This is a genomic window from Enterobacter bugandensis (assembly GCF_900324475.1).
Classification (GTDB): Bacteria; Pseudomonadota; Gammaproteobacteria; order Enterobacterales; family Enterobacteriaceae; genus Enterobacter; species Enterobacter bugandensis.
In genome coordinates this window covers 3,722,061-3,745,009 of record NZ_LT992502.1, presented here as the reverse complement: position 1 = coordinate 3,745,009, position 22,949 = coordinate 3,722,061, and the positions used below count along the sequence as shown (strand labels likewise).

General features: G+C 60.2%; 23 protein-coding genes. 10 read left to right on the top strand and 13 right to left on the bottom strand.

Going from position 1 to position 22,949, the window contains the following annotated elements; translation table 11 throughout:
• Positions 1-71: 71 nt before the first annotated feature.
• Positions 72-2,633, bottom strand: coding sequence for a DNA mismatch repair protein MutS (gene mutS, locus DG357_RS18055; protein ID WP_045261242.1), 2,562 nt, complete (start codon positions 2,631-2,633; stop codon positions 72-74).
• Positions 2,634-2,746: 113 nt separating this feature from the next.
• On the bottom strand, positions 2,747-2,977 hold the full coding sequence (locus DG357_RS18050) for a SymE family type I addiction module toxin (protein WP_041908449.1): 231 nt from the start codon (positions 2,975-2,977) through the stop codon (positions 2,747-2,749).
• Between the two features lie 175 nt (positions 2,978-3,152).
• Here DG357_RS18050 and DG357_RS18045 point away from each other — a divergent pair, with 175 nt between their 5' ends.
• A complete protein-coding gene (locus DG357_RS18045; RefSeq protein WP_028014227.1) occupies positions 3,153-3,497 on the top strand; it encodes a nitrous oxide-stimulated promoter family protein in 345 nt (114 codons plus the stop codon).
• Between the two features lie 5 nt (positions 3,498-3,502).
• Here the strand turns inward: DG357_RS18045 and DG357_RS18040 are convergent, their stop codons facing one another.
• The 10 genes from DG357_RS18040 to hypA form a co-directional block, all read right to left on the bottom strand.
• Positions 3,503-4,723 (bottom strand): MDR family MFS transporter, encoded by a 1,221-nt coding sequence (locus tag DG357_RS18040; RefSeq protein WP_088204200.1) that lies wholly within the window; start codon positions 4,721-4,723, stop codon positions 3,503-3,505.
• A gap of 16 nt (positions 4,724-4,739) precedes the next feature.
• Entirely contained in the window at positions 4,740-5,501 is a 762-nt protein-coding gene (eitC, locus tag DG357_RS18035) for a siderophore ABC transporter ATP-binding protein EitC (RefSeq protein ID WP_063437554.1), read from the bottom strand.
• Positions 5,501-6,538: a FecCD family ABC transporter permease gene (locus tag DG357_RS18030; RefSeq protein ID WP_061097255.1), complete on the bottom strand. Its 1,038-nt coding sequence runs from the start codon at positions 6,536-6,538 to the stop codon at positions 5,501-5,503. The genes eitC and DG357_RS18030 overlap by 1 nt, the downstream gene beginning before the upstream one ends.
• Positions 6,538-7,536 (bottom strand): siderophore ABC transporter substrate-binding protein EitA, encoded by a 999-nt coding sequence (gene eitA, locus DG357_RS18025; RefSeq protein WP_028014223.1) that lies wholly within the window; start codon positions 7,534-7,536, stop codon positions 6,538-6,540. The genes DG357_RS18030 and eitA overlap by 1 nt, the downstream gene beginning before the upstream one ends.
• A 151-nt stretch (positions 7,537-7,687) precedes the next feature.
• Positions 7,688-9,760 carry a formate hydrogenlyase transcriptional activator FlhA gene (gene flhA / locus DG357_RS18020; RefSeq protein ID WP_088204199.1) on the bottom strand — a complete coding sequence of 691 codons (2,073 nt, stop codon included), beginning with the start codon at positions 9,758-9,760 and terminating at the stop codon, positions 7,688-7,690.
• A 63-nt stretch (positions 9,761-9,823) separates the two neighbouring features.
• The gene (hypE, locus tag DG357_RS18015) at positions 9,824-10,834 is read right to left on the bottom strand and encodes a hydrogenase expression/formation protein HypE (RefSeq protein WP_088204198.1); all 1,011 of its coding nucleotides are present in this window, start codon (positions 10,832-10,834) and stop codon (positions 9,824-9,826) included.
• On the bottom strand, positions 10,831-11,952 hold the full coding sequence (gene hypD / locus DG357_RS18010) for a hydrogenase formation protein HypD (RefSeq protein WP_088204197.1): 1,122 nt from the start codon (positions 11,950-11,952) through the stop codon (positions 10,831-10,833). Before hypD ends, hypE begins: the two co-directional genes overlap by 4 nt.
• Before the next feature lie 3 nt (positions 11,953-11,955).
• Complete coding sequence (locus DG357_RS18005; RefSeq protein ID WP_047364419.1) at positions 11,956-12,228, bottom strand: HypC/HybG/HupF family hydrogenase formation chaperone; 273 nt, start codon at positions 12,226-12,228, stop codon at positions 11,956-11,958.
• Positions 12,219-13,082 (bottom strand): hydrogenase nickel incorporation protein HypB, encoded by an 864-nt coding sequence (gene hypB / locus DG357_RS18000; RefSeq protein WP_088204196.1) that lies wholly within the window; start codon positions 13,080-13,082, stop codon positions 12,219-12,221. Before hypB ends, DG357_RS18005 begins: the two co-directional genes overlap by 10 nt.
• A gap of 3 nt (positions 13,083-13,085) precedes the next feature.
• On the bottom strand, positions 13,086-13,436 hold the full coding sequence (gene hypA / locus DG357_RS17995) for a hydrogenase maturation nickel metallochaperone HypA (protein ID WP_088204195.1): 351 nt from the start codon (positions 13,434-13,436) through the stop codon (positions 13,086-13,088).
• Between the two features lie 211 nt (positions 13,437-13,647).
• Here hypA and hycA point away from each other — a divergent pair, with 211 nt between their 5' ends.
• The 9 genes from hycA (at position 13,648) to hycI (ending at position 21,429) form a co-directional block, all read left to right on the top strand.
• Entirely contained in the window at positions 13,648-14,112 is a 465-nt protein-coding gene (gene hycA / locus DG357_RS17990) for a formate hydrogenlyase regulator HycA (RefSeq protein ID WP_041908468.1), read from the top strand.
• Positions 14,113-14,185: 73 nt separating this feature from the next.
• Complete coding sequence (locus DG357_RS17980; protein ID WP_028014215.1) at positions 14,186-14,794, top strand: 4Fe-4S dicluster domain-containing protein; 609 nt, start codon at positions 14,186-14,188, stop codon at positions 14,792-14,794.
• A complete protein-coding gene (gene hycC, locus DG357_RS17975; RefSeq protein WP_088204194.1) occupies positions 14,791-16,605 on the top strand; it encodes a formate hydrogenlyase subunit 3 in 1,815 nt (604 codons plus the stop codon). Before DG357_RS17980 ends, hycC begins: the two co-directional genes overlap by 4 nt.
• A 1-nt stretch (position 16,606) precedes the next feature.
• Entirely contained in the window at positions 16,607-17,530 is a 924-nt protein-coding gene (locus DG357_RS17970) for a respiratory chain complex I subunit 1 family protein (RefSeq protein WP_041908474.1), read from the top strand.
• Positions 17,531-17,545: 15 nt separating this feature from the next.
• Entirely contained in the window at positions 17,546-19,255 is a 1,710-nt protein-coding gene (gene hycE, locus DG357_RS17965) for a formate hydrogenlyase subunit HycE (protein ID WP_088204193.1), read from the top strand.
• 9 nt (positions 19,256-19,264) lie between these two features.
• Complete coding sequence (locus tag DG357_RS17960; protein WP_041908477.1) at positions 19,265-19,807, top strand: formate hydrogenlyase complex iron-sulfur subunit; 543 nt, start codon at positions 19,265-19,267, stop codon at positions 19,805-19,807.
• Positions 19,807-20,574 (top strand): NADH-quinone oxidoreductase subunit B family protein, encoded by a 768-nt coding sequence (locus DG357_RS17955; protein ID WP_028014210.1) that lies wholly within the window; start codon positions 19,807-19,809, stop codon positions 20,572-20,574. Before DG357_RS17960 ends, DG357_RS17955 begins: the two co-directional genes overlap by 1 nt.
• Positions 20,571-20,981 carry a formate hydrogenlyase maturation HycH family protein gene (locus DG357_RS17950; protein ID WP_088204192.1) on the top strand — a complete coding sequence of 137 codons (411 nt, stop codon included), beginning with the start codon at positions 20,571-20,573 and terminating at the stop codon, positions 20,979-20,981. The genes DG357_RS17955 and DG357_RS17950 overlap by 4 nt, the downstream gene beginning before the upstream one ends.
• A complete protein-coding gene (hycI, locus tag DG357_RS17945; RefSeq protein ID WP_069732778.1) occupies positions 20,974-21,429 on the top strand; it encodes a hydrogenase maturation peptidase HycI in 456 nt (151 codons plus the stop codon). The genes DG357_RS17950 and hycI overlap by 8 nt, the downstream gene beginning before the upstream one ends.
• A 79-nt stretch (positions 21,430-21,508) precedes the next feature.
• Here the strand turns inward: hycI and DG357_RS17940 are convergent, their stop codons facing one another.
• Complete coding sequence (locus tag DG357_RS17940) at positions 21,509-22,933, bottom strand: 6-phospho-beta-glucosidase (RefSeq protein WP_045261255.1); 1,425 nt, start codon at positions 22,931-22,933, stop codon at positions 21,509-21,511.
• Between the last annotated feature and the right edge of the window lie 16 nt (positions 22,934-22,949).

Genomic DNA, 22,949 nt, shown 5'->3' with positions numbered 1-22,949 from the left:
CTTACCGGGCCTAAGGGTTTTGTAGGTCGGGTAAGGCGAAGCCGCCACCCGACAAAACAGACCGCAGAAAACTAAACCAGACTCTTCAACCGGTAAATCCACTCCAGCGCCTGACGCGGCGTCAGTGAATCCGGGTCGAGGTTCTCCAGCGCTTCCACCGCAGGCGACGTTTCTTCAGCTGGCGCCAACAGCGACATCTGGGTGCCATCAATCTGCGTCGCCGCCGCATTCGGCGAGAGGCTTTCCAGCTCACGCAGCTTCTGGCGAGCGCGCTTGATCACCTCTTTTGGTACACCTGCCAGCGCCGCAACGGCCAGGCCATAGCTCTTGCTCGCCGCGCCATCCTGCACCGTGTGCATAAAGGCGATGGTGTCGCCGTGCTCCAGCGCATCAAGATGAACGTTAGCCACGCCTTCCATTTTCTCCGGCAGCTGCGTCAGCTCGAAGTAGTGGGTGGCGAACAGCGTCATGGCCTTGATTTTATTCGCGAGGCTTTCAGCACAGGCCCAGGCCAGAGACAGGCCGTCATAGGTTGAGGTTCCGCGTCCCACCTCATCCATCAGCACCAGGCTGTGCTCCGTCGCGTTATGCAGAATATTAGCCGTTTCGGTCATCTCGACCATGAAGGTTGAGCGACCGCTCGCCAGATCGTCCGCTGCCCCAACGCGGGTGAAGATACGATCGATGGGGCCAATCTCCACTTTTTGCGCCGGGACGTAGCTGCCGATATACGCGAGCAAAGCAATCAGCGCCGTCTGGCGCATGTAGGTACTCTTACCGCCCATGTTCGGGCCGGTAATGATCAGCATTCTTCTCTGCGGCGAGAGGCTCAGCGGGTTGGCGATGAACGGTTCGTTCAGCACCTGCTCAACGACCGGGTGACGGCCTTCCGTAATGCGAATGCCGGGCTTGTCGGTAAAGGTCGGGCAGGTATAGTTCAGCGTTTCAGCCCGTTCTGCCAGGTTCACCAGCACGTCCAGCTCCGCCAGCGCGCTGGCGCTGAGCTGCAGGTCAGCAAGGTGCGGCATCAGCATGTCGAATAGCTCGTCATACAGCTGTTTTTCCAGCGCCAGGGCTTTACCTTTCGAGGTGAGTACTTTGTCCTCGTACTCTTTCAGCTCGGGAATGATGTAACGCTCGGCGTTTTTCAAGGTCTGACGACGTACGTAGTGAATCGGCGCCAGATGGCTCTGCCCACGGCTGATCTGAATGTAGTAACCGTGTACCGCGTTATACCCCACTTTCAGCGTATCGAGCCCAAGACGCTCGCGCTCGCGGATTTCCAGCTTATCCAGGTAGTCCGTCGCACCGTCAGCCAGCGCGCGCCATTCGTCCAGCTCCTCGTTGTAGCCTGGGGCAATCACGCCGCCGTCGCGCACCAGAACCGGAGGCGCATCGATAATGGCGCGCTCCAGCAGTTCGCGAAGTTCAGTGAATTCGCCCATCGTTTCACGGAGTTTCTGTACCGGCGCGCTGTCAACGTCACTCAGCTGCGCACGCAGTTCCGGCAGCTGCTGGAAAGCATGTCGCATCCGCGCGAGGTCGCGTGGTCGCGCGGTGCGCAATGCCAGACGGGCCAGGATACGCTCCAGATCGCCCACCTGGCGCAGGACCGGCTGCAGCTCGGTATAGCGATCCTGCAACGCAGCAATCGTCTGCTGGCGGCAAACCAGCGTATCGGTATCGCGAATCGGCATATGCAGCCAGCGCTTCAGCATGCGACTGCCCATTGGCGTCACCGTGCTGTCGAGCACCGACGCGAGCGTGTTTTCAACGCCACCTGCCAGGTTCTGGGTGATCTCCAGGTTACGGCGCGTGGCGGCATCCATGATGATGCTGTCCTGCTGGCGCTCCATGGTGATAGAGCGGATATGCGGCAGGGCGGTGCGCTGGGTGTCTTTCACGTACTGCAGCAGGCAACCTGCGGCACACAGCCCGCGTGGAGCATTTTCCACGCCAAAGCCAATCAGATCGCGGGTACCGAACTGCAGGTTCAGCTGCTGGCGCGCGGTATCAATTTCAAATTCCCACAGCGGGCGACGGCGCAATCCGCGACGGCCTTCAATCAGCGCCATTTCGGCGAAGTCTTCGGCGTAGAGCAATTCTGCCGGGTTGGTGCGCTGCAGTTCGGCAGCCATCGTTTCGCGGTCAGCCGGCTCACTCAGGCGAAAACGCCCGGAGCTGATGTCCAGCGTGGCGTAGCCAAACCCTTTGCCGTCCTGCCACAGCGCCGCCAGCAGGTTATCCTGGCGCTCCTGAAGCAGGGCTTCATCACTGATGGTGCCTGGCGTGACGATGCGCACGACTTTGCGCTCAACCGGGCCTTTCGAGGTTGCCGGATCGCCGATTTGTTCGCAGATGGCAACGGACTCACCCTGATTCACCAGCTTGGCCAAGTAGTTTTCAACCGCGTGGTGCGGGATACCGGCCATCGGGATGGGCTCGCCTGCGGATGCGCCACGTTTGGTTAGCGAGATGTCGAGCAACTGCGACGCACGTTTAGCATCGTCATAAAACAGCTCGTAAAAATCGCCCATGCGGTAAAACAGCAGGATTTCCGGATGCTGTGCCTTCAGCTTCAGGTACTGCTGCATCATCGGCGTATGTGCGTCGAAATTGTCGATTGTGCTCATGGAGTTATGATGTCCATTTCTTTGAAAATAAACCGTTTTGAGCGGCTCAGTGGCCGTTTGTTCGTTCTATTGTCGCATGAAAAAAAGGTACGGCGCAGAAAAATGTGGCGGCTTTACGAGGCGCCTTCAGACATTAACTCAATGACGATTTTTCCATGCTCGACGCCCACCCTGACCTGGGAGTTGGTGGTAAAGCCCGCCTTTTCAAGCCAGTCTCCTTTTAAGCTCAGCGCCGCATGCACGCTGTATCGCTTTGGTATCTTCGTTTTTCGATCCTCGTGACGTTTTCTGAAATATCCCACTTTTAAATGGCGGTAGGGTTTGCCGATCGCGATCTCTTTCATAGGGTCTCCAGACTATACGGACAACGGTCATTCCTGATGCCTGTATAAAATACCAGTGATTTTCAGGGGGTGCAGGGTTAATAGTGGAATCAGGCTTCAGAAAACGGAATGCAACACCTGAAATCCACAGTTTTAAAGTGTATTATTGATGCATCTTATTATTTGGTAAGTCGCTATGACCGGTAAACGCATATCACGTGAAAAAGAGACCATCGCGAAAATGATCGCGTTGTACGCAAAGCAGTGTCCACAGGCTTCTCAGGAAGCGGGGCATTATCAGGCGCTCAACGCGTATGCTGATAAGCGCCTGGATAAGTGCGTTTTTGGTGAAGAAAAGCCCGCCTGTAAACAATGCCCGGTGCACTGCTACCAGCCTGCCAGACGTGAAGAGATGAAGCAGATTATGCGCTGGGCAGGCCCGCGTATGTTATGGCGTCACCCCATTCTGACCGTCCTCCATCTGATGGATGACCGTCGTCCGGTGCCGGAACTGCCGGAGAAGTATCGCCCGAAAAAGTGAACCGATCAGCTTCGTAGCGGGCGGCAAATCACGTTCAGGGCCAGCGCGCTGCAGAGTGGAAAGAGCGCCAGCAGCAGCCACGGGTAAATCGCCTGCGTTGAAGGCACCAGCGCGCGATCCAGCAGGCTGCCAAATAACAAGTTTCCAGCCAGTACCGCAATGCCTCCGGCGGTGGAGAGTGCGCCATAGTGCGCGCCCAGCGTGGATTCATCGGCGAACCGCGGAATGAGATCTTTTGCCGACGGCACCAGCAGCATCTGCCCCAGCGTCAGCAGCGTGACAAACGAGACCGAGGGCAGAAGCCGCAGCCAGCCCTCAGGCGGTTCTGTTGCCGCAAACATTGCCACGCTCGCAAAGGCGGCGGAAAGCAGCAAAAAGCCCACCGGAAGAATGTTCACCGCGCCCACGCGTCGGGCGAAACGCGCCAGCGGCAGCTGTAAGGTAATGATCAGAACGGAGGCCAGCATAAAAAGCGGGCCGAGATCTTTCTCGTTACCGCCGGAGCGCTGGATCTCCACCGGCAGCGCCAGATAGAGCTGGTTATAGCTTAACAGCCAGGAGCTGTAGGCAATGATAAAGGCGACAAAGCGCGGCTGGCGGAACGTTGTCCACCAGGGCACTATTTTTATCTTCTGTGAACGTTGCCCGGCAGCAGGCAGACAGAAGTAAAGCACCACTAGCGCAATGATAAAGACGCCTGCCCCCGCCAGCGCCACCTGGCGGAAGCCAAGCCCCGTTAGCAGAGCGCCAGCAACCGGGCCCAGTACCGCGCCGAGTTCCCCGCAGACGGCAAAGAGCGCAAACCACTCCGCCCGGCTTCGTTTCCCTTTCGCCTCGCTGTGGGTACCCGCTTTCGCCAGCAGAGCCTCAATTGAGGGAGAAAATAGCGCGCCGCCGACGCCCGTCAGACACGCGCCCAGAATAATCGGCCACAGCGATCCCCCGAAGGCCAGCAGCAGATAGCCTGAAACACGAACTATACAGCCGCTGAGGATGATGACCTTCGCGCCAAACCGGTCCGAGAGCGCACCGCCAACGATAAACATCCCCTGCTGCGAGAACGTGCGCAGGCCCAGGATCAGCCCGATGAGCCCGCCGGAGAGCAGCATGTCGTCACGCAGAAATATCGCCAGGAAGGGAACGACGGCGTAAAACCCAATGTTAAAAACAAACTGGCTACCCAGTAAAACGGGCGGCCAGAGCGTGGTGGCGGGGCGAAGGGTCATTGTCGATCAGTCGTCCCTAAACGATAAAGTGAATGTGCTTTTTGCCATGAAACGGCGAGATCTCAATTTTGGTTTTGACCCGGAAGACATCCCAGAGCAACGACTCGGATAAGATGTCCTGCGGCGTTCCGGTCGCCACAATTTGCCCCTTCTGCATCACAATCAGCGAGTCGCAGAACATTGAAGCGTGGTTGAGATCGTGGATGGCGACGATACTGGTAACGGGTAATTGGCTGATCAACTGCATCAGCTGCATCTGATGATGGATATCCAGGTGGTTGGTCGGTTCATCCAGCAGGATTTCGGTTGGCGTTTGCGCCAGCGCGCGGGCAATATGCACCCGCTGACGCTCGCCGCCGGACAGGCTCAGCCAACCCTGCTCGCTGCGGTCCAGCATATCGACACGCTGCAGAGCCGCGGTGACGGTGTCGTCATCCTGCGCGCTCCAGTTAGAAAAAGGGGAGTGGTGCGGAATACGTCCAAGTTTGACCACGTCGCGCACGCGCATATTGGCGTCGGTCATCCCGTGCTGCTCAACGAACGCCACCCGGCGGGCGAGCTGCTTTTTGGCGATGCGGGAAATGTCCTGCCCGTCCAGGGTCACGCTGCCCGCATCCGGGCGACGCAGGCCTGCCAGGATACGCAAAAGGGACGATTTGCCGCAGCCGTTAGGACCAAGCAAACCCACCGTTTCGCCGCGTGAAACCTTCAGCGAGACACCATTGACGATAACTTTTTTGCCTACCTTCCAGGTAATATCTTCAGCGCAGATACTCATCACTTATTCCTTGAGCGGTAGATAATCACGGCAAAGAAAGGTACGCCCACCAGCGCGGTGACCACGCCGACGGGCAGGCTTTGCGGGGCAATCAGCATGCGCGAGGCGATATCGGCCAGCACCATCAGGATCGCCCCCGCCAGCGCGCTGGCAATCAGCAGCGTGCGGTGCAGCGGCCCGAACAGGAAGCGCATGACGTGCGGCACCACCAGCCCTACAAAGCCGATTGAGCCCGCCATGCTGACGATGGTTGCGGTGATCAGGGCCGTGGTGGTAAACAGGGCAAGACGCACCCAGGGCACGGCAATGCCTAAGGAGGCAGCCGCGTCATCACCAAAGGTAAAGGCGTCCAGCGCCCGGGAATAGTAGAGGCAGACGGCAAGGCCCGCCAGCACGACAACCAGCGCCAGCTGGAATTCCGGCCAACGCACGCCGCTAAAGCTGCCCAGCAGCCAGAACATCACGTCGCGCGCCTGCTGCGCGCTGGCGGAGGTGCTGATGGTGTAGGCGGTAATGGCGTTGAAAAGCTGAGATGCAGCAACGCCTGCCAGAATGGTGCGTTCATTGCCGCCGCGCGCGCCGTTCGTCAGAAAGGCGACAAACGCAAAGGCGGCGAACGCCCCGGCAAACGCGCCCGCAGAGAGCGATACCGCGCCGGTGCCGATGCCCAGGACGACGACCGACACCGCCCCGGTTGAGGCACCCGCCGACACGCCGAGCACGTAAGGTTCCGCCAGCGCGTTCTTCAGCAGGCTTTGCAGCACGGCACCGCAGATGGCTAAACCGGCCCCGCAGCAGGCCGCCACCAGCGCGCGGCTCAGGCGAAAGTCCCAGATCACGCTCTCATAGATGCGGTTGAGCGGAACGTCGGTCAGCCCCAGCTTATTACCAATAGCGTAAAAGACGTTGGACAGCGGAATCGACAGCTCGCCAACGCTGACACCAAGAGCAATCACTAAAAACAGCAGGACAACGGCAAGCAGAGCGGAAGTGGTCAGGATCAGGCCCTGGCGGGCCTGAAGTACGGCTACCGTCATCAGTTCAGCCCCAGTTTTCTGAGCTGTTCACCCACCTGTTCAGCACCGTAAATTGTACGAATCGTTGGGTTCATCGCCTGACCGTCCATCACCACGATATGGCCTTTTTTGACGGCATCAAGCTGGCTCACGGCAGGATCGCTTTTCAGGAATTTGATTTTCTCATCCGCGTTATCCAGCGCCCAGCGGTTGCGGTCCAGACTGGAGACGACAATCACATCAGGGTTCGCGGCAATAATACTTTCCCAGCCGACGGTCGGCCATTCGGTCTCAGCGGTAATGGCGTTATGGCCACCCAGCACGTTAGCAATAAAACCGGAGGCGCTGTTTTTCCCGCCGACATAGGCATCTGCCGAAGGCGAGGCGCTTGAGAACCAGAAAACAAACGAGAGATCTTTTTTGTTTTTACCAAATTCCTGACGCAGGTCGGCCTCACGTTTTTTGAAATCAGCGATAACGGCCTGGCCGCGCGCTTCAACGTTGAAAATCTTCGCGAAATCTTCAATCTCTTTATAAAGGTACGTCATATCCCACAGCGTCTGGCGGCTGCCGTACATATCGCCTGCCGCTTTTTTGGTGGCGCACATGCCTGGAGATAAATAGCTGTTCACGCCGACGGTAGCCAGATCTTCACGTTTTGCGACCTTACTTTCCGGCCCAAGCAGCAGCGGCAGCTGTGCAGGAACAAAATCGGGGTTTTGCGCAAGGATGGATTCAAGAGTCGGAATTTCGACGGTCAGGGTTTTGATTTTTGCATTCTGCTCAGCCAGTTGCGGCAGCACTTTGGTCGGCCAGAAGGCGCTGGCTTTGACCTTATCTTCCAGCCCCAGCAGGAGCAAAATTTCCACGGTGTTCTGACCGAGGGCCACGACGCGTTCCGGCGCTTTAGTGAATGTCTCTTTATAGCCACAGTTTTCAATCGTCAGAGGATATGTGGTTGCCAGAGCAGAACTGACCGACGCAATCGCCAGGCCTAACGCGCAGATGACCTTCTTCATGAAACGCTACCCTTCATTAATATTATTTTTGATGCAAATGAAACGCATTATTAAGGCGGAATTTTATACAGAGGAAAATATATTGTGTCAATGAGGGATAATTGCGCAGGGTGACGAAAAGCGGCGCCATAAGCGGCGCCGGAATGACGGGTTAAAGCAGGCTCTCTTTATCGATTCCCAGACGCTTCATGCGAGAGAGCAAGGTAGTGCGTTTCAGCCCCAGCCGCTGAGCTGCGCCCTTCGGTCCGGCTACCACGCCGTTGGTCTCTTTCAGCACGCGCAATATCAGCTGATATTCATCTTCGCCTTCCTGCGCGACTTCTGCCGAAAGCGTGGGGGCTTCCTGAAGGGAGACTTCAGGCAAAGATAGCTGCAGCACGTTCCCGCGCGTCAGCAGCACCGCGCGTTCAATGACGTTTTCCAGCTCTCGCACGTTTCCGGGCCACTCCATCGACGAGAGGGTGCGCAGCGTCTCGGCGGGAATGCTGTCGATGTTTCGCCCCATCCGGCGCGCGATCTTGGCGGTAAAGGCTTTAACCAGCAGCGGGATATCTTCCGGACGCTCGCGCAGCGGCGGCAGGCAGATCGGAAAGACGTTCAGGCGATAGTAGAGATCGCTGCGAAACTCGCGGTCGGCGACCATCTTTTTCAGGTCGCGGTTGGTGGCGGCAATCAGCCGCACGTCGGTCTGGATCAGCTTGTTGCTGCCGAGGCGCTCAAACTCCTGCTCCTGCAAAACGCGCAGCAGCTTGGGCTGCAGCTCCAGCGGCATATCGCCCACTTCGTCGAGGAACAGCGAGCTTTTATCCGCCAGTTCGAAACGGCCCAGCCGCTGGCTGCTGGCCCCGGTAAACGCGCCGCGCTCGTGGCCGAAGAGGTCACTTTCCAGCAGACCCGCGGGCATCGCCGCGCAGTTCATCTTCACCATCCGCCGGCTGTTGCGGTTGCTCAGGTTATGAATGGCGCGGGCTATCAGCTCTTTACCGGTGCCGGTTTCACCGAGGATCAGCACCGTGCTGTCGCTCTGGGCCACCATCTCCACCTGCTTAAGCACGCTGTACATGGCATCGCTGCGCCCGATGATTTCGCCAAACTCGCTGTCCACGTTGTTGAGCTGTTCGGTCAGCGCCAGGTTTTCGTCCACCAGCCGCTCTTTCAGGCGGTGGATCTCCTGATAGGCGAGGGCGTTATCCAGCGCGATGGAAATACGCTCGGCGATCTGGCGCAGCAGCTTCAGGTTGGCGGTGGTAAACACGGCTTCATCGCACTGCGCCAGTTTGAGCACCCCAAGCATGGTGCTGCCGGACATCAGCGGCAGCAGGCACAGGGTCTGAATTTTGTTGCCCCAGGTGTTAAACAGCATCCGCTCGTACGGCGCCACCGGATCCTGCTCGCTAAGATTCAGCAGCAGGATCTCTTTGCTTTTAAATACCCGCTCAGAAAGGGTGCCCGCTTCGTCCACCTCGCTCTGCTCGTGTGCCGGGTTGGCCTCATCAAGATAGTGGGTGGAGTAGATGTTTAGCTTGCCTTTGCGGTTCCCGCGTAGCGCGATGCTGATGGCGTCGATCCTGAAATAGTGGTGGATCTCCTTGGCGACTTCGCTGACCAGCTCGTCCATGTCGAGTCTTGAGAGTACGGCGTTGGTGATGGCGACCAGAATGCGGAAGTTATCGCGCTCGCGGCTCAGCAGGTCGTAATCCACGTTATTGGTGACGCGGCTTTGGATCTGCTCCGCGACGACGGCCACAATCTGGGTGAAGGTATGCAACCGCTCGTACTCCGACTCGCTCCAGGGCTGGTCGGTATTGCGGATAAACTCGCAGCCGCCAAAGATATGGCCCTCCGCCGCCAGCGGCAGCATGCCGTAATGACCGAAAGGCTGATAGAGATTGCTCTCTGCCAGCCGCGGCCATGCCATCCGAAACTCTTCAAAATTGCAGTGCAGCACTTCAGGCCGGGAGAGAATGCGGCGCACCGGGCCGTGCGCGAGGTACGTTTCGTCTTCGTATTCAAACGTTTTGCCATTCTCGCGCGTGGAATAGTAGCTCGCGCGGTGCGTTCCGCTATGCCAGAGCACAATCGCCGCGCTGTCCGCCAGCGCTGATTGCCTGACCAGCCGCGTCAGGGCATCGCTCAGCGCGCCGAGATCGGGCTGTTGTAAAAGTGTGCGCGTGATGTCAAACAGGCCCTGCTGTCCAAGATCGCTCATCGGTGTATACGGCATTATTGCTTTCCAATAGAAACTGGCAAAAAAGAGACTTCACTGCTGACCGCTTATGGCGCGGTTCTAGCAAATTCGGGGTAACGGCTCAGCGTGCGGCAGATCCAGCGTGCGCTTCACGCCGTAAAGTCCGGTCAGGCGCACCCCTTTGCGCTCAACCACGTCGCCAATGATGGCCGCGTCTTTCCCTAAGGGATGCGCTCTCAGCTGTTCAAGTACGGCTTCCGCGGCCGAACGTTCCACGCCGATCGTCAGCTTGCCCTCGTTGGCAAAGTTTAGCGGGTCAAGCCCTAAAAGCTCACACAGCCCCCGGACGGCAGGCTTAACGGGCAGGTCGCGTTCGCTCAGTTCAATCCCGCACCCGCTGCTTGCGGCGAACTCGTGGACAACGGCATTCACCCCGCCCCGGGTGGCGTCGCGCAGGGCTTTGACGCCCGGTATGTCGCGCAGCGTCTGGATAAGCGGGGTGAGCACCGCGCAGTCGCTGCGAAGCTCGCCGTCCAGCCCCAGGCCTTCGCGCAGGTTCAGGATGGTTGCCCCGTGGCAGCCCAGCGTTCCGCTGACAATCAGCACGTCGCCCACCGAAAGCTGCTGCGCGCCCCAGTGAACGTCGGCGGGGATCGCCCCCATTCCGGCGGTGTTGACGAAGAGCTTATCCGCCGCGCCGCGCTGGACCACTTTGGTATCCCCGGTGACGATAGCGATCCCCGCCTCGCGGGCGGTGTGCGCCATGCTGTTGACCACTGCCGCAAGCGTCTCCATCGGTAATCCTTCTTCGAGGATAAATCCGCAGGAGAGGTAGCGCGGAATGGCGCCGCTGACGGCCACGTCGTTGGCCGTACCGCAGACGGCGAGCTTGCCAATATCGCCGCCCGGGAAGAATAGCGGGTCAATCACGTAGCTGTCGGTGGAGAACGCCAGCCGGTCGCCGTGTGCGGTGAGGGTTGAGAGCGCGATGCGCGCCTGATCCTCCTGCTCGGCGAGCCAGGGGTTATTAAAGGCCTCCATGAACAGCCGGTTAATCAGCTGCTGCATCGCCTGTCCACCGCTTCCGTGCGCCATTTCCACCGTGTTCATGCTTCACACTCCTGGTTGCGATACTGATACCACGCGGCGCATGCCCCTTCAGAGGAGACCATCAGCGCGCCAAACGCGGTTTGCGGGTTACAGGTGTTGCCAAATAGCGGGCAGTGATGAGGTTTGCATTTGCCGGTAAGCACCTCGCCGCAGCGGGACCGGGGATCGTCGCACACCTGCTGCGGCTGCGGGCGGAAGTGCGCTTCGGCATCAAATTCGCGATAGGCAGGCGTCAGTCGCACGCCGGATTCCGCAATCAGCCCCAGCCCGCGCCACTCGCTGTCGCCCTCAACGCTAAACACGTCGGCTATCGCCTGCTGTGCCCGTTCATTTCCCGCATCGGGCACCACGCGGCGGTACTGGTTTTCGACCGCGCTCAGGGACGCTATTTTCTGCTCAACCAGCATGGCTACGCCTTGCAGTAGATCAAGCGGTTCGAAACCAGCCACCACTAACGGACGATTGTGCTGATCAGCGATAAAACCGTAGGCGTCTGTGCCAATCACCATGCTGACGTGGCCCGGCGCCAGAAACGCGTCGATGCCGTTGTCTGGCTCTTCGAGCAGGCTGCGCAGCGTGGGAATGAGCGTAATATGCTGGCAGAAAAAGAAAAAGTTAGTGACGTTGCGCGCTTTCGCCTGCTGCAGCGTGATGGCCGTAGCGGGCATGGTGGTTTCAAAACCCAGCCCGAAAAAGACGACCTTGCGCTCAGGGTTAGCCTCTGCCAGCGTCAGGGCATCCATCGGTGAGTAAACGATCCGCACGTCCGCGCCGCGCGCCTTCGCCTGCAGCAGCGAGCCGTTTTTCCCCGGCACGCGCATCGCGTCGCCAAAGGTGCAGAAAATGACGTCGGGCTGGCCGGCAATTTCGATGCAGCTGTCGATACGCCCCATCGGCAAAACGCACACCGGGCAGCCGGGGCCGTGAATAAACTCAATGTTCTCCGGCAGCAGCTGGTCGAGGCCAAACTTGAAGATGGCGTGCGTGTGCCCGCCGCACACCTCCATGATCCGCAGCGGCCTTTCGTTCGTGTAGTCCACCAGCGCCGCGCGCGTTTTCAGATGTCCGAGAAGCTGCATCACCTGTTCTGGCGCGCGGTATTCATCAACGTAACGCATAGGCTAGCACTCCTCGCCGTACAGGAGCGCGCCCACGTCCGGCTCCACGTCAAACATGTTTTGCAGCGCGTCCAGCGTGTCGCGGGCTTCCGCTTCGTTAATCACACTCATCGCAAACCCCACGTGGACCAGCACCCACTGGCCGAGGCGCGACGCGCCCGTCTCATCGGTGCTGCCCACCAGCGTCAGGTCGACGTCGCGCAGGATGCCGCAAACCTCCACTTTGGCCTGATTGCCGTCGAGGGAATGGATTTGTCCCGGTACGCCTATGCACATCGTTCGCTCTCCAGCCAGTCCAGCCAGGCGTCCATGCCGTCGCCGCGCGTGGCGGAAACCAGCAGGATGTGAATGTCCGGGTTCACCTCGCGGGCATAGGCAAGGCACTTATCCACGTCGAAGTTCAGGTACGGCAGCAGGTCAACTTTGTTCAGCAGCATGAGGGAGGCGGCGGCGAACATGTGCGGGTACTTCAGCGGCTTGTCCTCCCCTTCGGTCACGGAGAGCACCGCCACTTTATGCCGTTCGCCGAGGTCGAAGCTTGCCGGGCATACCAGGTTACCGACGTTTTCGATAAACAGGATGCCGTTATCCGCCAGCGGCAGGCGAGGGGCGGCGTCGGCAATCATCTGCGCATCCAGGTGGCAGCCCTTGCCGGTGTTAACCTGGATGGCGGGCGTCCCGGTTTCGCGGATGCGCGCCGCGTCGTTAACGGTTTGCTGATCGCCTTCGATAACCGCGCAGGAGACGCGTTCGTTCAGCCGTTTGAGGGTTTCGGTCAGCAGGGTGGTTTTACCGGAGCCGGGGCTGGAGACCAGGTTGAGCACCAGCTGTTGACGGGCCGCAAAGCGGGCGCGGTTGCGGGCGGCGATCTGGTTATTTTTGTCCAGCACGTCGATCTCCACCTCCAGCATCTGGCGCTGGCTCATGCCCGGTGCGTGGGTGCCCGCTTCGCCGTGGCCGTAATGTAGGTCGCCCGTGTCGGAGCGCTGCGGCGCAAAGGTGATGCCGGTCAGGGCCGCCGCAGGACGCGGGGCAGGGGAAAAGGGCGCGGAGCGAAACGCGGAGTGGGGACGGTGTTCATCCCCTTCTATATACAGGTTGCCTTCGGCGCAACCGCAGGTGCTACACATACATTACTCCTTCTCGATTTCGAGGCGTTGGATCTGCATACCGTCATCCGCCACGATGCGAAGACCCGTGCTCTGACACTGCGGGCAGCGCTGAACCTTTGATGAGAGCAGGGTGACGTACTGCTGACACTGCTCGCACCAGCACTCTGCCTGCTGCTCTTCAATATGCAGCGCGCAGCCTTCCGCCAGCGTGCCGCGGCACACCAGTTCAAAACAGAAGGTGAGGGCGCTGCTCTCGACGCAGGAAAAGGCGCCGACCTTCAGCCAGACGCCGGTGACGCGCTTCGCGTGGTTCTGCACAGCCTGCTGTTCGATAAGTTCCAGAGCCCGCTGGCAGAGGGTGATTTCGTGCATGACGCCTCCTCAATGATTTGCGCCAGTAAATGCAATAACGGTGCCAGCTTGATTTGCGTTACGGCGTGACGATGTCAGCGCTGTCGAAATGACACGTCGACACGGCGGCATTGACAGTGTCTTTTTTGATAAAAATCATTCAAATCAACAAATTAAAAACTGGCACGGAATCTGCTTAACAGCCGCTATCTCCATTAACCGGATACCTTCTATGACTATTTGGGAAATTAGCGAAAAAGCGGATTACATCGCGCAGCGCCACCAGCAGCTTCAGGATCAGTGGCACCTCTACTGTAACTCTCTGGTGCAGGGGATCACTCTGTCAAAAGCCCGACTGCATCATGCAATGAGCTGTGCGGCGCAGGGGGATATGCGCTTTGTCCTGTTCGGTCATTTCACGGTCTTTGTGACCTTGGCAGACAGCTTTAACAGCCACACCATCGAGTACTACGTTGAGAATAAAGAGGGTGAAAAACAACGTATTGCGCAGGCGCAGCTGATGGCCGACGGCATGGTCGACGGCTACGTCAGCAACCGCGATCGCCAGCAGGTGCTTGAGCACTATCTGGAGAAAATCGCGCCGGTTTACAACGGTCTCTACGCCGCGGTTGAGCACGACTTGCCGGTAGACCTCAAACAGCTCGTCGTGGGAAAGGCCCCCGCAAATCTTGCCTGATAACCGAATGTCGAAAAGTGTCGATGAGACAGTTTTTCGTCGTCAAAAATGACTATCACCAGAGGATTGCCCGGTGAACCGTTTTGTAATTGCTGACTCGACGGTCTGTATTGGCTGTCGGACCTGTGAGGCGGCGTGTTCGGAAACGCACCGCCTGCACGGGCTGCAGTCCATGCCGCGCCTGCGCGTCATGCGTAATGAGAAAGAGTCTGCCCCGCAGCTCTGCCACCACTGTGAAGATGCCCCGTGCGCGGGCGTCTGTCCCGTCAATGCCATCACCCGCGTCGATGGCGCGGTCCAGCTGAACGAAAGCCTGTGCGTGAGCTGCAAGCTGTGCGGCATCGCCTGCCCGTTCGGTGCCATTGAATTCTCCGGCAGCCGCCCGCTGCATATCCCGGCGAACGCCAATACCCCGAAAGCGCCGCCTGCGCCACCGGCTCCGGCACGCGTGAGCACGCTGCTGGACTGGGTGCCCGGCATCCGCGCTATTGCGGTGAAGTGCGACCTGTGCAGCTTTGACGAACAGGGCCCGGCCTGCGTGCGGACCTGCCCGACCAAAGCGCTGATCCTGGTTAACATCCGCGATATCGCCCGCACCAGCAGGCGCAAGCGCGAGCTGACCATTAATACCGACGTCGGCGATCTTTCGCTTCTGCAGGCGCTTAACGAGGGGGCGAAATGAACGCGATATTTATGATTAACAGCGCCGTGGCGTACTTTGCCGCTGCCGCCGCGCTGGCGCTGGTGTTCTCTTTCCATAAAACCCTGAGCGGCTGGATAGCCGGTATCGGCGGGGCGGTCGGCAGCCTGATGACGCTGGCGGCGGGCGGTGTCGTCCTGCTCGGCGGACAATCAGTGGAAACACTCATGCCGCTGATTCGCCATACCGTGGCGATTACGCCGCTGAACGCCATCTGGCTGGTGACCTTTGGCCTGTGCGGGCTGTTTATCAGCCTGTTCAATATCGACTGGCACCGCCATCAGCAGACCAAAGCCAACGGCCTGCTGGTCAATCTGCTGATGGCCGCCGCGGTCTGCACGGTTATCGCCAGCAACCTCGGCGCGCTGGTGGTGATGGCGGAGATCATGGCGCTGTGTGGCGTGTTCCTGACCGGCTGCAGCGCCTCCAGCAAGCTATGGTTTGCGCTCGGACGCCTCGGCACGCTGCTGCTGGCGCTGGCCTGCTGGCTGGTGTGGCAGCGTTTCGGCACCCTGGACTTTGCCGCGCTTAACGGCCAGCCGCTGGGGAACGACGTCTGGCTGCTGGGCACAGTCGGCTTTGGCCTGCTGGCCGGGATTATCCCGCTGCACGGTTGGGTCCCGCAGGCGCACGCGAATGCCTCTGCGCCCGCCGCCGCGCTGTTTTCGACGGTGGTAATGAAGGTCGGTCTGTTCGGTATCCTGACGATTACCCTGACGGGCGGTCAGCCGCCGCTGTGGTGGGGGGTAGCGCTGCTGATTGCGGGGATGATCACCGCCTTTGTCGGCGGCCTGTACGCCCTGATGGAGCACAACATCCAGCGTCTGCTGGCCTATCACACCCTGGAAAACATCGGCATCATCCTGCTCGGCATGGGCGCGGGCGTCACCGGGCTGGCGCTCAACCAACCGGCGCTGATTGCCGCCGGGTTTATCGGCGGTCTGTATCACCTCGTCAACCATAGCCTGTTTAAAACCACTCTGTTCCTCGGCGCGGGCAGCGTCTGGTTCCGCACCGGCCATCGCGATATCGAAAAGCTCGGTGGGATTGGCAAAAAGATGCCGATGATTTCACTCGCCATGCTGGTGGGGCTGATGGCGATGGCCGCGCTGCCGCCGCTGAACGGCTTTGCCGGGGAGTGGGTGATCTATCAGTCCTTCTTCGCGCTCGGCCAGAGCGACGCGTTTATCGCGCGGCTGCTCGGCCCGCTGCTGGCGGTGGGCCTGGCGATTACCGGGGCGCTGGCGGTGATGTGCATGGCGAAAGTCTACGGCGTCACCTTCCTCGGCGCGCCGCGCACCCGTGAAGCGGAGAACGCCTGCTGCGCCCCGGTATTGATGGCCACCAGCGTGGTCGCGCTGGCGCTGTGCTGCATTGCGGGCGGGGTTGCCGCGCCGTGGCTGCTGCCGCTGCTGGGCCACGCCATTCCGCTGCCGCTGGCGACGGCGCATACCGTTGTCTCCCAGCCGATGATGGCGCTGCTGCTGATCGCCGGGCCGCTCCTGCCGTTCGTGCTGATGCTGTTCTTCAGACGCGACCGTCTCGCCTCCCGCTCGCGCGGCGCGGCGTGGGCCTGCGGCTACGAACACGAGCCGTCGATGGTCATTACCGCCCACGGTTTTGCCATGCCGGTGAAGGAGAACTTCGCCGTCGTGCTAAAGCTGCGCCAGTGGCTTAACCCGCAGGGCTGGGTGCCGGGCTGGCAGAGTGCTGCCGTGCCCGTGCTGTTCCGCCGACTGGCGCTGATCGAGCTGGCGGTGCTGGTGGTGATTGTGATTTCACGAGGAGCCTGACATGAGTCTGTTACTGGCAATTCTTCAGGCGCTGGTGCTGTTCGCCGCCGCGCCGCTGCTGTCGGGCATCACGCGCGTGGCGCGCGCCCGAATGCACAACCGTCGCGGGCCTGGCGTGCTCCAGGAGTACCGCGATCTCTTCAAACTGCTCTCTCGCCAGAGCGTCGCGCCGGATGCCGCGGGCTGGGTGTTCCGCCTGACGCCGTTCGTGATGGTCGGCGTGATGCTCACCATCGCCACCGCGCTGCCGGTGGTCACGGTAGGCTCGCCGTTGCCGGTGCTCGGCGATCTGATTACGCTCATCTACCTCTTCGCTATCGCGCGCTTCTTCTTTGCGATTGCCGGGCTAGATACCGGCAGCCCGTTTACCGGCATCGGCGCCAGCCGCGAGGCGATGCTCGGCGTGCTGGTTGAGCCGATCCTGCTGCTGGGGCTGTGGGTGGCCGCGCAGGTTGCAGGTTCGACCCACATCAGTTTTATCACCGACACCGTTTACCACTGGCCGGTGGCCCGCTCCATCCCGCTCGTGCTGGCACTCTGCGCCTGCGCGTTCGCCACGTTTATTGAGATGGGCAAGCTGCCGTTCGATCTCGCGGAAGCGGAGCAGGAGCTGCAGGAAGGGCCGCTTACCGAGTACAGCGGCTACGGCTTCGCGGTGCTGAAGTGGGGCATCAGCCTTAAGCAATTGGTGGTGTTGCAGATGTTTGTTGGCGTTTTCTTCCCGTGGGGGCAGATGACGCACTTCTCTGCAGGCGGCCTGCTGCTGGCCGTGGTGGTGGCCGCCCTCAAGCTGCTGGTCGGCGTGCTGGTCATCGCCCTGTTTGAAAACAGCATGGCACGCCTGCGTTTTGCGGCAACCTCGCGCATCACCTGGGCCGGTTTTGGTTTTGCATTTTTAGCGTTCGTCTCCTTGCTGGTGGCGTGATTAAAGAGAGTGTTTATGTCTGAAGAAAAGAAAGGTCAGCAGTATCTCGCCGCGTTGCATCAGGCTTTCCCCGGCGTGGTGCTGGAGGAGTCCTGGCAAACCAAAGATCAGATCACCATTACCGTGAAGGTGAACTACCTGCCGGAAGTGGTGGAGTTTCTCTATTACCAGCAGGGCGGCTGGCTGTCGGTGCTGTTCGGCAACGACGAGCGCCAGCTGTGCGGTAACTACGCGGTGTACTACGTGATGTCGATGGAGCAGGGCGAAAAGTGCTGGCTCACCGTGCGCGTCGAAGTCGACCCGACTAAGCCGGAATACCCGTCCGTGACGCCGCGCGTTCCTGCCGCCGTCTGGGGTGAGCGCGAGGTGCGCGACATGTACGGCCTGGTGCCGGTCGGCCTGCCGGACGAGCGTCGTCTGGTGCTGCCGGACGACTGGCCGGATGAACTCTATCCGCTGCGCAAGGACAGCATGGATTACCGCCAGCGTCCGGCCCCGACCACCGACAGCGAAACCTACGAGTTCATCAATGAGCTGGGCAGCAAGAAGAACAACGTGGTGCCGATCGGCCCGCTGCACGTCACCTCCGACGAACCGGGCCACTTCCGCCTGTTCGTCGACGGCGAAAATATCATCGACGCCGACTACCGCCTGTTCTACGTCCACCGCGGCATGGAGAAGCTGGCGGAAACCCGCATGGGCTACAACGAGGTCACGTTCCTCTCAGACCGCGTGTGCGGCATCTGCGGCTTCGCCCACAGCACCGCCTACACCACCTCGGTGGAGAACGGTATGGGGATCGTGGTGCCGGAGCGCGCGCAGATGATCCGCGCCATTCTGCTGGAGGTGGAGCGCCTGCACTCGCACCTGCTGAACCTCGGCCTTGCCTGCCACTTCGTCGGCTTTGACTCCGGGTTTATGCAGTTTTTCCGCGTGCGCGAAGCGTCGATGAAGATGGCGGAAATTCTCACCGGGGCGCGTAAAACCTACGGCCTGAACCTGATCGGCGGGATCCGCCGCGACCTGCTGAAAGACGACATGATCAAGACCCGTCAGCTGGCGCAGCAGATGCGCCGGGACGTGCAGGAGCTGGTGGACATGCTGCTCAGCACGCCAAACATCGAGCAGCGCACCGTCGGGATTGGTCGCCTCGATCCGGAAATTGCCCGCGACTTCAGCAATGTCGGCCCGATGGTGCGCGCCAGCGGCCACGCCCGCGACACCCGCGCCGATCACCCGTTCGTCGGCTACGGCCTGCTGCCGATGACCGTGCACAGCGAACAGGGCTGCGACGTTATATCTCGCCTCAAGGTGCGTATCAACGAGGTCTACACCGCCCTGAACATGATTGACTTCGGCCTGGACAACCTGCCGGGCGGTCCGCTGATGGTGGAGGGCTTCACCTACATTCCAAACCGCTTTGCCCTCGGCTTTGCCGAAGCGCCGCGAGGGGATGATATCCACTGGAGCATGACCGGCGACAATCAGAAGCTCTACCGCTGGCGCTGTCGCGCGGCGACCTACGCCAACTGGCCTACCCTGCGCTATATGCTGCGCGGTAATACGGTCTCTGACGCGCCGCTGATCATCGGCAGCCTCGATCCGTGCTACTCCTGCACCGACCGCATGACGGTGGTGGACGTGCGCAAGAAGAAAAGCCAGGTAGTGCCGTACAAAGAGCTTGAGCGCTACAGCATCGAGCGCAAGAACTCGCCGCTGAAATAAGGACACGCCATGTTTACCTTTATCAAAAAAGTAATCAAAACCGGCGCGCAGACCAGCAGCTATCCGCTGGAGCCGATCCCGGTGGATAAAAACTTTCGCGGCAAGCCGGAGCACAACCCGCAGCAGTGCATCGGCTGCGCGGCCTGCGTCAACGCCTGCCCGTCGAACGCCTTAACGGTGGAAACGGACCTCAAAACCGGCGAGCTGGCCTGGCAGTTTAACCTCGGGCGCTGCATCTTCTGCGGCCGCTGCGAGGAGGTCTGCCCGACGGTCGCCATTCGACTTTCTCAGGAGTACGAGCTGGCGGTGTGGAAAAAAGAGGATTTTCTCCAGCAGTCGCGCTTCGCGCTGTGCAATTGCCGCGTCTGCAAGCGTCCGTTCGCCGTGCAAAAAGAGATCGACTACGCCATCGCGCTGCTGCAGCACAACGGCGACGCCCGCGCGGAGCATCACCGCGAAAGCTTCGAAACCTGCCCGGAGTGCAAACGTCAGAAGTGCCTGCTGCCGTCCGACCGCATTGATATTACCCGCCATATGAGAGAGGCCAGCTGATGGAAAACTTACTCGGCCCGCGCGACGATAACGGCATTCCGGTGCCGCTGACGGTGGAGGAGTCCATCGCCAGCATGAAGGCGTCGCTACTGAAAAAAATCAAACGCTCGGCCTACGTCTACCGCGTGGACTGCGGCGGCTGCAACGGCTGTGAGATCGAGATCTTCGCCACCCTGTCGCCGCTATTTGACGCCGAGCGCTTCGGCATCAAAGTGGTACCGTCCCCGCGTCATGCGGACATTCTGCTGTTTACCGGGGCGGTGACCCGCGCCATGCGATCGCCCGCGCTGCGCGCCTGGCAGTCCGCGCCGGATCCGAAAATCTGCATCTCCTACGGCGCCTGCGGCAACAGCGGCGGCATCTTCCACGATCTTTACTGCGTCTGGGGCGGCACCGACAAAATCGTGCCGGTGGATGTCTATATTCCGGGCTGCCCGCCGACGCCCGCCGCCACGCTGTACGGCTTTGCGATGGCGCTCGGCCTGCTGGAGCAGAAGATCCACGCCCGCGCACCTGGCGAGATCGACAACCAGCCCGCAGCCATTCTGCATCCGGACATGGTGCAGCCGCTGCGCGTGAAGGTGGACCGCACGGCGCGCAGGCTGGCGGGCTATCGCTACGGGCGTCAGATTGCCGACGATTACCTGCGCCTGCTGAGCCAGGGCGACCATCAGGTGGCGCGCTGGCTGGAGGCAGAAAACGATCCGCGTCTCAATGAGATCGTGGCAAACCTGAACAGCATTGTGGATGAGGCGCGTATCCGATGAGTGAAACGGTGGTGTTCAGCCAGCTGAGCCGTAAGTTTATTGATGAGAACGATGCCACGCCGGATGCGGCGCAGCAGGTGGTCTATTACAGCCTGGCGATTGGGCACCACCTCGGGGTGATCGACTGTCTGGAGGCGGCGCTAACCTGCCCGTGGACGGAATACCTGGCGTGGATCGCCACGCTGGAGGAGGGCAGCACCGCGCGGCGCAAGATGGAGGGCGTGCCGAAGTATGGCGAGATCGTCATCGATGCCAACCATATTGCGATGCTCGCTAACGCCTTTGACGCGGCGCTCGGCAGGCAAACCCCGGCGCAGCAGGCGTGGAGCAAAACGCTGCTCGGCATGCTGCACGATATTCATCAGGAGAGCGCCATCTACCTGATGGTGAGGAGATTACGTGACTGACGTTTTATTGTGTGTCGGCAACAGCATGATGGGCGACGACGGCGCGGGCCCGCTGCTGGCGGAGATGTGCGCCGCGAACCCGCAGGGCGATTGGGTGGTGATTGACGGCGGCAGCGCGCCGGAAAACGATGTGGTCGCCATTCGCGAGCTGCGTCCGGAAAGGCTGTTGATTGTCGATGCCACCGATATGGGGCTGAACCCGGGCGAGATCCGCCTGATTGACCCGGACGACATCGCCGAGATGTTTATGATGACTACCCACAATATGCCGCTGAACTACCTGGTCGATCAGATTAAAGACGAGGTGGGCGAGGTGCTGTTTTTGGGTATCCAGCCGGACATTGTCGGGTTTTATTACCCGATGACGCCGCCGGTGAAGGCGGCGGTGGAAGAGGTGTATTCGCGGCTGGCGGAGTGGGTTGGGGATGGAGGGTTTTCTCCGCTCTGAGCAGTGCCGGGTGGCGGCTACGCCTTACCCGGCCTACAAAACCGTAGGCCTGGTAAGCGCAGCGCCACCGGGCAACAGGCTACGCCAGATCCGCCCCGTTACTCGCAATCACCTTCTTATACCACCAGAACGATTTCTTGCGCTTGCGGTCCAGCGTCCCGTTGCCGGCATCGTCGCGGTCAACGTACACAAACCCGTAGCGCTTGCTCATCTCGCCCGTTGAGGCCGACACCAGGTCGATGCAGCCCCAGGTGGTGTAGCCCATCAGCGGCACGCCGTCCTCAATCGCATCGCCCATCGCGCGGATATGCTCGCGCAGGTAGCTGATGCGGTAGTCGTCGTTGATCTCGCCGTTTTCATCAATGACGTCCTTCGCGCCGAGGCCGTTTTCCACCAGGAACAGCGGCTTCTGGTAGCGGTCGTACATCATGTTCATGGTGATACGCAGGCCGAGCGGATCGATGCCCCAGCCCCACTCGCTTACCTGAATATGCGGGTTACGCAGGGACTTCACGATGTTTGCCGCGCTGGTGTTGCCCGCGTTCATGTCCGCCGACGCGCAGCGCGAGGCGTAATAGCTGAACGAGACAAAGTCGACGGTGTTTTTCAGCAGTTCGTCGTCGCCGGGATCTTTCACAATCACAACGCCTTTTTCGCGGAACACGCGGGCAGAGTAGGCCGGATAGCTGCCTCGCGCCTGCACGTCGATAAAGAACAGGTTCTCGCGGTCTTTCTCCAGCGCCATCCACACGTCTTCCGGCTTGCAGGAGTACGGGTAGAAGTTACCGCCCGCCAGCATGCAGCCGACCTGGTTTTCCGGGTTCACCTCGTGGGCGATTTTGGTCGCCAGCGCGCTCGCCACCAGCTCGTGGTGCGCGGCCTGGTATTTCACCTGATCCTCGTTTTCACCTTCCTCAAACACCAGCCCCGCGCCGGAAAACGGGCTGTGCAGCATGATGTTGATTTCGTTGAAGGTCAGCCAGTATTTCACCAGCCCGTTAAATTCCTCGAAGCAGGTGCGGGCGTAGCGGGCGAAGAAATCGACCATCTTACGGTTGCGCCAGGAGCCGTACTCCGTCACCAGGTGCATCGGCACGTCGAAGTGGCAGAGCGTTACTAGCGGCTCAATGTTGTACTTTTTACACTCTTCAAACACCGCCCGGTAGAAGGCGATGCCCTCTTTATTCGGCAGCGGCTCGTCGCCGTTCGGGTAGAGGCGGCTCCAGGCAATCGAGGTGCGGAACACCGTAAAGCCCATCTCCGCCATCAGGGCGATGTCCTCTTTATAGCGATGGTAAAAATCAATCGCTTCATGGCTCGGGTAAAACTCATCGTCACGCAGCGAAAAACGCTTTTCCTTACCCAGCTTCACCGCCAGGCGGTTCGCGCCGTGGGGGATCATATCGACCGTCGTCAGTCCTTTGCCGCCTTCACGGTAAGCACCTTCACTCTGGTTGGCGGCAAGCGCGCCGCCCCATAAAAATCCTTGTGGAAAAACAGACATTCTTACCTCGCTTTCA